The organism is uncultured Gimesia sp. (genome assembly GCF_937910335.1).
Lineage (GTDB): Bacteria > Planctomycetota > Planctomycetia > Planctomycetales > Planctomycetaceae > Gimesia.
The window spans coordinates 1-11,562 of record NZ_CALEMX010000150.1; the positions used below are offsets into that span (position 1 = coordinate 1).

At 43.7% G+C, this 11,562-nt stretch carries 7 protein-coding genes; 3 read left to right on the top strand and 4 right to left on the bottom strand.

The window, feature by feature from the left end:
• Positions 1-720, bottom strand: a 720-nt coding sequence (locus Q0668_RS06060; protein ID WP_298861333.1) for a S41 family peptidase, incomplete at its 3' end; no start/stop codon positions are given.
• A 188-nt stretch (positions 721-908) separates the two neighbouring features.
• Entirely contained in the window at positions 909-1,649 is a 741-nt protein-coding gene (locus Q0668_RS06065) for a hypothetical protein (RefSeq protein ID WP_298861335.1), read from the bottom strand.
• A 275-nt stretch (positions 1,650-1,924) separates the two neighbouring features.
• On the opposite strand from Q0668_RS06065, the gene Q0668_RS06070 reads away from it, so the two are divergent.
• A complete protein-coding gene (locus Q0668_RS06070; RefSeq protein WP_298861338.1) occupies positions 1,925-5,167 on the top strand; it encodes an Ig domain-containing protein in 3,243 nt (1,080 codons plus the stop codon).
• A 50-nt stretch (positions 5,168-5,217) separates the two neighbouring features.
• Here Q0668_RS06070 and Q0668_RS06075 read toward each other — a convergent pair whose 3' ends face one another.
• Together Q0668_RS06075 and Q0668_RS06080 are read right to left on the bottom strand one after the other, a co-directional pair.
• Entirely contained in the window at positions 5,218-6,801 is a 1,584-nt protein-coding gene (locus Q0668_RS06075) for a S8 family serine peptidase (RefSeq protein WP_298861341.1), read from the bottom strand.
• A gap of 161 nt (positions 6,802-6,962) precedes the next feature.
• Positions 6,963-7,865, bottom strand: coding sequence for a hypothetical protein (locus tag Q0668_RS06080; protein ID WP_298861346.1), 903 nt, complete (start codon positions 7,863-7,865; stop codon positions 6,963-6,965).
• A gap of 165 nt (positions 7,866-8,030) precedes the next feature.
• On the opposite strand from Q0668_RS06080, the gene Q0668_RS06085 reads away from it, so the two are divergent.
• Together Q0668_RS06085 and Q0668_RS06090 are read left to right on the top strand one after the other, a co-directional pair.
• On the top strand, positions 8,031-9,968 hold the full coding sequence (locus tag Q0668_RS06085) for a DUF3857 domain-containing protein (RefSeq protein WP_298861349.1): 1,938 nt from the start codon (positions 8,031-8,033) through the stop codon (positions 9,966-9,968).
• Between the two features lie 102 nt (positions 9,969-10,070).
• Positions 10,071-11,562, top strand: a 1,492-nt coding sequence (locus Q0668_RS06090; protein ID WP_298861352.1) for a DUF3857 domain-containing protein, incomplete at its 3' end; no start/stop codon positions are given.

Sequence of the window (11,562 nt, forward strand, 5' to 3'; positions counted from 1 at the left end):
ATCCATGTAGCCACCACTATTATTTCTTAAATCGAGAATCAGCCGCTCCATTCCCTGGGCTTGCAGTTCTTGAATAGCGGTAATCACTTCACTAGATGTGGTCGCAGCAAATCGATTGAGTAGAATGTATCCAGTCCCGTCTTCCATTACAAATTTTGCCAAAACGCTGTAGATCGGGATCATGTCACGTTGAATCGTGACGGGGATTAGTTCTGATTCACCCAATCGAGCGATTTCCAAATCAACACGAGAACCCTTGGGGCCTCTCAGTTTATCAAAGACACCATCGCGAGTAATTTTAAAAGCTGAGGCCTTGTCGATTTTGATAATCTGATCGCCGGGAAAAAGCAATCCGTCTGAGGGTGAGCCGACAATTGGAGTGATTACTGTAATATAATCATCAATAATATCGAATTCGATGCCGATACCCTCGAAATTACCCCGGAAGCTTTCTTCAATTTGTTTATTGCGGTCCGCAGCGATAAACACTGAGTGGGGATCCAGGGCTTCCATGAGTCCATTTTGGGCTCCAAGCATGGTTTTGTCCCAGTCAACATCCTCAACATAGTTGGTGTTGATGATTTTGACCATATCCTGGAAATCTCTCCATTTATCGTAAAAATCGCTACCCTGGGCGAAAATCGCCTGACCTGATGGGCTTAAGGCAAATATCCCAAGCAGTATGAGGGCTACAATCGAAATATGTTTTAAGGTTTTCATAACTCTTTATTAATCCTGGTTTCGTTCCAAGGTTCCAAATTAAATTACGGCTCGCAAAATAGTGGCCGTATTGATTTGATGAAAGCACCCTTTTGGGTGTTACAATATAATTATAAACAATTTGCTAATGCTGGATGGCTTTTTTCTTTAATACGACCCAATGTCTGTTAAACGTTCTCATGCATCGGTCAAAGGATCACGTAAAGCTGAAATCTGAAGAAGAGCGCCCTGAGAGGAACTTCCAGGGAATCTGAGATTACCTTGTTATGATAAAGTTTCCAGCTACCTGCAGCTGCGACCTGTTCATTCCATCCGGCAATCGTTTTAAATCCCATGGATCGAGAAATATCAAAGCGCATACCCAGGTATGGTTGCACCACCGGTGTCCAGGCAGACAACTCGAAGGCTTTACGAGCTGTGCCGCCGCCAATGATATCATTCCAGCTTTCATTTGCTGGAAAAGAGCTGGCCGTGAGGTTCGCCTGGCCAATTCCAAATAATGAGCCTGCTAGCAATTTTAGCCGAGATCGGGAATGAGTATTGAACTCTGCAGTGATTCCCACACTGCTTAAAACAAAATTTACTGTGTAATCGACATTCGCTGCATCTTGAGTTGAAGCAATGTATTCGCCCTGACCAGCATACATACCAATCGTCCAGTGCGGTGTGACCTCACCAAAACCTTCAAATCCCGTCACCACCATACCACTACTATTGATTCCTGTGGTATTTGTAACATCAGACAAATCAAACGCTGGGGTAAAGCTGCTAAGAGCAGCAAAGGCGGCATCGTCCAGATCAAGAGAGACCATATACGAGAAAGCCGGACCGATGGCGCCACGTAATACGGGCTGGCCTTCAGCGAATTGTGCTTGAAGCGAAGCCGTGGTTAAAACCACAACAAATATTAATCTCAACCATGGTTTCATTCTCTCATTACCTCCCTGATTCTTACACTAAAATGCAAGCGATGCAACACACACGGCTTTTTTTCGTAATGGATCGCCTGATAACTTGTGCTTCTCTTTCACTCAAAACAAGTAGTTGACACAATATACTATCTCTCATTTTTTTACACAAGTCTTTTAAGAATTTACTTTAAGTGTCCGCTTAAATTTATATTGCATACAGTAGCTTAGCCCAATAAATTGGCTTAAAGTTTGGAGTAGGATTCAAAATTTTAATCGATAAGAAATGGGTTCCCATGATGAGCAAACATTTTTTTAGCCATGTTATAGTACGTCATATCTTGATAGTCCCACTCTTGATCGTTCTATCGGCTACGAGTATTTGGGCGATTGACGGCCTGCGCGACATTAGTCATTTGATGGATCTGGGTGATCTTGATCATGATGGGAATAACGATTTTGGTGCAATTCGTAAAATCGCCGGATCAAATTCTGAGCTCATCACTTTTGAGGTCAATCCTGATGGCAATTTCGAGATAAGTTGGCGGTTTGCGCTGCCAGAGAATCTGGTTGGTGAGTGGGTAGATTTTACTCTGACAGACCTTAATTTGAACGGTCGTCCAGAGCTTGTTGCTATTACAAAACTAATTTCAGCTTCCTCTGGGAACAAAGCACCCTGGGTTTATGGGTTTGAATGGTCAGGCCAGGACTTTGAATTTATTCCAAGTTTCCAATGGGGGTGGACACCCGATAACGGCCTCTATGCCAGACCGACCCAGATCAAATACGGTGATATCGATAGAGATGGACTGAGTGAATTGATCATCTCCTTAAGCGCTCCCCAGGCCAATCTGCTGATTGCTGAATTCAAGGGAGATTTTAGTACTTCAAACATTCAAATTGAATATGCCGGTTTACCTGCCGAGATGGTGTTAACACCGGCCTCCGTTCAGCTTGTCTTTAATGATTACGACGATGATGGTAACGATGATATTGTGCTTTTTCAAAAACACGGGGATAAATTTACTGCTGCCAGCATTATTTCAACAGGCGAAGATAAATACGCCACCCGTCAGCTTTCACCTGTAAATCTTAAATCGGGACTCTCTGAAGTCATTAATCTAACAGGAATATCCACTGCGGATCTGAAGGGATCAGGTTCAGAGCAAATTTTTATGGGCAGCTCAAAAGGAACTATTTATGCCTATAATGCAACCGGCGGTGGAACAGTCTGGAAAACATTTACCGATCCAGTAAACCAACTCAAATTCAGCGATTTGGATGGCGACGGACTGGCCGAAGTCCTCATCAGAACAGGTAATCGCGTTTATTTTTTAGAACAAGGCTCCAAGAGTAGACCCTTCGACACTTTTCACCCACTAGTGGAGAACGAACTCAATGCCTCCAATGCTCTGGCTTTTCATGACGGCTTACTCCTGGAAAAAAACAATCGTTATCAGTTCATGGCTGTGGCTCTCAACGAAGCAGAAATTGTCGAAAGCAATCCTGAAGTTGATGAAGATTACCGCGTTTCCGTCGCTGTGACTCCTGAAAGCAGCGTTCCGGACCCCGTGCGGGAACCTGTAACAGTAACACCCGTGATTAATGAAACTCCGGCTCCTGAAATTCGCAGAAAACCCAAAGCTCCAGATGTTACACTCCATGTTGGCGAGAGTTTTGTCCATACAATACCGCGTCAAGATGAGATCGATCCAGGTCAGGCGTATGTAAAATTTAAGACCTATCCTGAAGGGATGCGCCTGGGGAAAGACTTTATCTTAAGATGGAATCCCGCTGAGGGTCAACTTGGATATCATCAGATTGCTTACTCGTTTGGGCAAAACCTAGACACCACCGTTACCCTTTACGTTAATCACGTTCCGGAAATATTTTCAACGCCAAACTCATTAGCAGAAACGGGGCAACAGTATCTTTATCAGGTGCAGCTGGAAGATTTAAACGAAGAACAGTATTTCGAGTATGAGTTGATTTCAGCACCTGCGGGAATGCAAGTAGATGAGGAAGGGCTGATTCGCTGGTTACCGAGTGATACCCAGTTAGACTCACAGTACGTGAGCCTGAGCGTTAGTGATGGGTTCGAGCGAGTTCTTCAAAAATTCACACTCTATGTCAATATTCATCCCCTTATTCTGGAAAAACCGGGTCCCGTTGCGTTTATCAATGAACCTTATGTAGGCCAGGTCAATATTCAGGACAAGAACAAGAATAATACAGCGCGACTCATCCCGGTCCGTGCTCCACAAAACCTAATCATGGAATCTTCTGGGAGAATCTCATGGGTGCCCGAACCAAAACAAACCGGCTTTCATGACATCCTTTTTGAGCTGACTGATGACATGTCTACAGTCCTTGATTCGTTCACAATTTTTGCCAACACCCCACCAGTTATTATTTCTAAATATGAAGAGCATGTGCCAGTAGGTAAGCCCTGGAATTACAATGTTGAAGTCAACGACCCCAACAACAATCAGGATATTAGTTTTCTGCTCTCCGAAAGCAGTATCCCCAATTTAGCCATCAGTCGGCGTGGCCATATCACCTGGACCCCAACAGAGGCCGAGCTGGGCAAGCAAAGTTTTACCATTTCAGTTTCAGATGGTTTAAGGGATGATCTTCAGAAGGTAACACTTTATGTAAACAGCCCTCCCGTTCTTGGGCAAGTGGCCGATACCCTTGCAACCGTTGCAAGACCCTATACGACAACCTTACCCGTGACGGATTTGAACAAAGATCAAAATCTGAATTTTGCATTCTTAACTGCACCTAAGGGTATGACAATCACACCGGCAGGTCTGATCAGCTGGACACCTGCTAAGGGTCAGAAGGGCTGGAACGACATCTTCGTGAAAGTATCTGATAAATACAGCTCTGATACATACAAATTCGCTGTGTATGCGAATGCCCCACCAGTCATTGTTTCAACTGCGGACTCCATGGCCATTGCGGGTCAAGAGTACGTCTATGAGATAAAGGCTCTGGATTTAAACACTGACCAGGAACTGATTTACAAAGTCTACGATGCACCCAAAGGCATCAAACTGACAGACGGCTCTGTCATTCGCTGGACCCCTGGAATAGATCAGATTAATAAAGCTCAGTTCAAAGTTAGTGTCACCGATGGTTTCATTACAAATGTACAGAAAATTGAACTGTTTGTGAATGCTCTGCCTGAAGTCACCTCAACCCCATCCCCTGTGGTGCTCATGGATCGTGAATATCGCTATCAATTATCCTCTCGGGATCTGAACGAAGACACTATCAAGTACTCCAAGATTCTGCTCCCCAACGGAGCTGAAATGAGTGAGGAAGATGGATTGATTACCTGGATACCAGATGCTTCCAATAAAGGTGCAAATAAATTTATAATTGAACTTACTGATTCCCGTGGCTCTTCAAGTTTTCACGAATTTGAAGTGAATGTATTTCAAGACCCCAAAACCCCCATCCGTCAGATGGGCGCTTTCTTGATAACGCTGGCCGGAATTGGAGCTATGTTTATTATGAAATTCCTGTATTGATCCTACTTCCAAACAGGATGATAAACCCATCGCTTGTCGATGGGTTTTTTTTACTGCAGAATTACGTTTATGAGAAAGATTAGATCTTGAACCGTGATATTCCCGTCGGAATTTAGATCAGCGGCAGTCGTCAGCTCTGGTGTAGGTTCAATGATACCCAGAATAAGATTGACCAAAATTACGACATCTTGAATATTTACCTGGCCATCAATGTTAAGATCTCCATCACCGGCCGATGACCAGTTCGCAGCTCTGAGAACAGCACGATGCAAATTCAATCTCCCGCCACTTAAAGTAATGTCTTGCAGCCCTGAAAGCGTGTCAACAGATGAAATCAGCATCGATTTGAAAATTTGAGCAGCCAGAGCTGGATTCTCTTCATTGTATTGTGCCAAACTTTCATTGGCTGCAGCGTGCATCAAAGCCACGGCACCTGTGACGTGGGGGGCAGCCATGGAGGTTCCATATTTTGTTGATACACCCTGATTGTAATTGGTAGATAAAATTCCATAACCAGGTGCGCCAAGATCTATGGATTCAACCCCGTACCCTGCACTGCTCGTCTTTACATCATATTTGGTTGTGTTGGTTACCGTGATCAAATACGGACTGCTGCAACTTGTTGGGACATCTCCTAAAAGGTCAACATTTACATTGCTATTAGCGGTTGCGGCAACGGAAAGGATCCCGGCTTCACCCATGGCATTGTACATATCATTCCAGATTGGATAATCTACTGAGTCACAATTGGCGTAATCAATGCCAAAGCTAGAGTTTGTGACCACAACGAAAGCACCGTCTTCCCCTCCTGATGCTAACCATGCCAATTTTGCCTCGAGAATATAGCTATATGCTTCCATCGCAACAGAGGTGGTGGTGCTTGCGCCGGCAGCGATCATCAGTCCTACAGCCCAGTTTACACCTGCGACCTGGTTGGCGTTGTTTGAATGAGCACCAACAATTCCAGAAACATGGGTTCCATGGGAGGCATCTGAATTCGTTTGAGGAATAAGGCCATTGTGATTGTATGCATTCCAGCCCTGGAAATCATCCACCCACCCATTATTGTCATCATCGATACCATTCCCAGCTGTGTCGGCTGGATTGACCCATAGATTATCGATAAGATCTACATGATCCATATCGCAACCGCCATCAACGATACCCACAACGATCTTATGGCCGAGAATTGATTCCCCTCCGGTACTAATTTCCCAGGCTTCCGGAGCATCAATATCTGCATCTTCAGTTCCTGAAGGATTTCCGTTTATATCAAAACCTGTATTATTAAAATTCCATTGTTGTGCGTAGAGAGGGTCATCGGGCACATTTCTCAAGCTGAGGAAGTGATCATTTTGAGCATAAAGTATCTCAGGGAACTCCTCAATGCGATGACGAGCGCGATGCAGCTGAGCTTTTTGAAGGTCAACCCGCAGCAACCAGAGATTAAGGGGACGACTGATTTGTCTTACAATTTGCAGGGGCTCGTCTAGCAGAATGGTTTCAATGTCCTCGCGTGTGAGACCGTCGTCGAAGCGGACTAGCAGCTCATTTTCGACCGACAGCGCTGATCCACCAAAACCCAGGTTTAGCAGGAACAGAGCGCTTAATATGGTCTTAAATAAAAACTTCATAATACTTATCCCGCTTTAAAATAACCCCCTAATTTCCTTGAGTTGGTGACACATCACACACTCAAAACTTCCTTAGATAACTATTATAACCTGTCAGTAAGGGAAAGCATCGGTCTTTTTAATGATAAATATAGAGGGTGGGGATGGAACGGGATTGTGGACTAAAGGCGATAAGCAAGAGAGAGCTGGCTAACCCAGCCTGCAGCCCCAAAACTCTGTGTGGCTGATTCAATGAGCATGCCCTGCCATTCAAGCGCAAAACCTGCTGATGCACCAGCTATGAAATCAGATTCTGTAACACCTGTCTGAAGATCAAATCGGTTTGAGTTTACTCCCAGCCTGATCTTGAAACTGGGGTGCAACAGGATTTCAGATCCCAATGCAAAACTAAGACGCTGATTAAATCCGTATATCCCCTCCAGGTTAAGCCGAAGTGGCAGATGAGATAGAATTTTTGATGTCCCCAGTCGAAGCTGGGTTGGAAAGGCTTCAGAACTTTCTCCCAATTCTGCAGAAGCCAGGTACAATCCAAGCGTCAAAGAATCCTCAGCGTTGTGGTAGATCGCACCAAGATCGTAGTAAAATTCACCCACCGTCCTGGCATCGGCAACGCGCTGGAAACGACCGATTCGAGCGCCCAAACGAAGACCCTCTGAAAACGTGAAGGCATAACCCAGTGTTGAGGCTAATTCATGATAGCCAAAACTGCCTGTTGTTGTACCTACAATATCAGTTTTATCAAATAGACCATAGTCAAAATAGATTAACTCGGCGCTTAAGCGGTGGCGATCCATAGGCAGAACACCCCCTAAGGCATAGCCCTTGATACCCACAAGATGATTCACAACGCCAATCTGAATCTGCATATTCTCCACAAAACTGGCACTAGCGGGGCTGCCCTGGAGATCAAAATTACCTGAGGCATCAACGGCACGGGTCCCCCCCATAGCAGCAGAACGATTGCCAAAGGAGTAAGTTAAAAGTTGAAATGCCGGAGTTTCAGCGAAGACGACAGAAAGGAATAACAGTTGAATTAACGCGCTTGATAGGATTTTAAGGATCATGACTCTCTTATACATGCCTTAAAATGATTTTTGTTTCCAAATAAAGCACGCCTTTTTTGGTAAAGATTCAACTTCTGGTCGAGTTTAGCCTTGTCACATAGCCATAGTCCATTAAAATAGAACCATTCACACGTGTCAGGTCATTTACAGGGGATTCCACAGAGCATGCGAACTCGTTTACATTTCGTTTTAATAATATTCCTGATTTTCGTTGTCAATTCCTGTTCTCCTCTTGTTCTCACTTTATTTTCCGAACACTGGGATATCATCAGCGATACGCTCCTGACCCGATCAACATCACCTTATATAGATAGCCCTGATGCAGTTGTGGTCTGGGATCTTGAGGATTTAAATGTCGTTAAAGCCGGCTGGGACATTATCAGGGAACACCATGTGCGGATTCAAATTTTTACCGAAGAAGGTAAGAAATACGCAAATATCCGGATCCCTTATATGTACACTGATAAAATTACACAGATCAAAGCCCAGACTATTCTTCCTGATGGGAGGAGAATCCCTCTGAAACCTGGAGATGTTTTCGATGAGGGGTTTGAAAATATCATTATGTTTAAGAAATTTGCACTCCCCGGGGTAGAGGATAATTGTATTATTGAGTACCAATATCAGTCTCGGACGGGAAGTGTTGGTGCCACACTTCCAAAATATTTTCAAAGTGATCTGCACACTGAATATTCGAAATTTAAAATAACTTTACCTGGCGGCTTTTCATACGTTGCGAATGCCCGTAATGCACCTGACGATTATGTTGCTCCTGTTGAAGAAAAAATTCACATTCCCAACGATTTTCTCCCGACAAAGACCTTTTCATGGGAATATAGTAATCTCCCGCCAGTAAAAGATGAGGTCTATCTTTTTAATAGAGAGGATCATCTTTTTTCCATCGGATTGCAGTTGACCCGGTATGTCGATCAACATATTGATGTAACTTTTCTTAAAACCTGGGAGGACATGAATGAAATCCTTGTTGAAGAATATGATTCCTATCTTCATCCTGACAGAGAGATAGGCAGATATCTAAAAAAAATAAAGTCCGATACACATTCAGACACTTTGTCTCCGAGAGACATTTTTAAATATGTAAGAGACGAGCTTAATCCAAGAGGATATAATTCAATATTCACTCGTGATATTTCTAAAGTCATCAAATTTAATTCTGCGAGTCCGACTGAGCGGAATTTGTTACTTACGGTCCTGCTTCGAGAAGCTGGCTATGATGCAGATCCAGTGATTATCAGTCGACGCTCGAATGGGAGGATAAGCATTGCTTCCCCCACATTGATGGACTTCGATCATCTCATCGTCCGGCTGAAGGAGCAGGATAAGACCACGCTTCTGGATGCTTCTGACAAATACTCCAGCTTTGCCCTTATGCCGGCTGATAACTTTTGTGGAATTGGATTAGTCATTGCCGAAGGAGAAGCTAATTTTATTAAATTTCCCTATCACGGTGAACAAAGTAAGCGGACCATTTTGACAAATTGTCAACTTGGATCCGATGGCACTTTGACCGGCAACTTTAACATTCGTTCTACGGGACACTACGCATCCTCACTCCGAAAAAGATTTGCCCTGGCGACGGATACCGTCCAATTCGCCTATGCTGAGCTGGTTAATCATCTTCCCGGCATCATTATTGAACGTGTAGCATTAGAAATGAACATGAATGATTATTACTTGCCCGTTGAAACTCAGATATTTTTCCAGATTCCAGACTATTACGCTGATCAAGGAGACATGATTTATATTCCGACAAATTTCTATCAAAACTTCAAGGAGAATGAATTAGTTGATGAGGAACGAATCCATCCAATTCAGTTTTATACCACCTTCAAGATCAACGAAACTGTCAATTTTACACTACCCGATTCATGTGAGATTATTGAGTATCCTGATGATTTTCTATACAGGGGACCCGGTCAACATTTTCGCAAACAGATCAGGCCAACACGAGGCGCAATTCAGTTCGCCTGGCAGTATCAACGTGATGAAAACATTTTTGATTCTGAGGATTATCCGGCATTGAAAGATTTTTTTACAAATGTCATCGCGGCAGATCAGGCAATGCTGCTGCTAAAATTTTAATAATGTCTCTCTAATCGCATGAGGCCAACCTTCAAAGGGAAATCAACAAATATTGCCGTACAGAGCAACTTTATTAAACGTATCTAGCCACAAGGGGGATTCATGAATTTCAGCCGCCAAATTCAATTTATTTCAATTGCACTGCTTACCTTTACTTTCATGTCATGCGCACCTGCATCCCTCTTTTCAGAATATTGGAATAAGCCTGATATGAAGCTGTTTGAGAGAATCGAATCGCCCTACGAAGATAGTCCTGATGCCGTTGTTCTTTTCGATTTGGAAAGGATGTCTATCGATTCGCAGGAATGGGATGTTGTGCGTGAAAGACATGTTCGGATTCAGATTTTTACTGAAGCTGGCAAAGAATACGCAGATGTACGGATTCCCTTCTATAACGAGCACACTGTTTCTGCGATTAAAGCACAAACCATTTTACCGGATGGCCGCAGAATTATGCTGGACCCTGCTAATATCTTTGAAGAAGGGGACAAAGAAAGGTGGCTGGCAAAGGTTTTTGCATTGCCAGGGGTTGAAGACCAATGCATAGTAGAATATCAGTATAAATATCGAGCAACCTCAATTGGTATAATCCCACCAAAATATTTTCAGGGTTATCTGAGAACAGAATACGCACTGTTCTCTATGTCCCTGCCCCAGGGGTTTGAATACACGGCATCAACAAAAAATATTCCCAAAGACCTTGTCTCTCCTGAAAAACTGGAGATAGCCAGTCCAGATCGACGCGACGTGACCCGGTACACCTGGGAATTCAAGGACATTCCTCCGATAAAAGATGAGCCATTTATGTACAACAGAGAAGATCATCTTTATTCAATCAATATGCAGATGGTGCGCTATAAGGGTCCGCGGGGTCATGTTGCCTTTATCAAGGAATGGGAAGACCTGACCAAGATTCTTTTGGAGGAGTACGCCTCATATTCAGGTAGTTCACGGCAATTGAGGAAACTGTTCGCAGAAATAACACCAGAAGATTCCAGTGCAGGTCTGCAGCCAAGGGATATTTTTCTGTTTGTTAGAGATGAAGTCACTCGATCATCTTCTGCATCTATTTGGCCAGATCAAATGCCTGAAGTTATCAAAGCCCGTCGAGGCAGTCCTGTAGAAAAAAACTTGCTCCTTTCAGCACTCCTGAGAGAGGCCGGTTATATCGCCGATCCTGTCTTGATCGCGAAGCGTGACTATGGAATCATAACCTATAACAGCCCCTCATTGAATGACTTCAACCATTTGATCGTCCGTCTTAGCCTGGATCGCAAACTATACCTGATGGACGCAGGTAACCCCTATTCTACGTATGATCGTATGCCTTTAAATAATTACTCAGGTCTGGGGCTGCTCGTAGCAAAAGGGGATGCAGTATTTATTGAGTTTCCAACTGAAATGGAGCCAAGCAAACGTGATGTCATCACAAATTGCATACTGGACGCTTCTGGAAGTCTAAGCGGAAGTTTTCAAATAAGTTCAAGCGGCTCTTACGCCTCTCAATTAAGAGCCGAGCATGCTGAAGCACTCGATGACAAAACTTTTGCTTATGATGAGATTGTCAATCATATCCCTGGCGTCATCATAGATA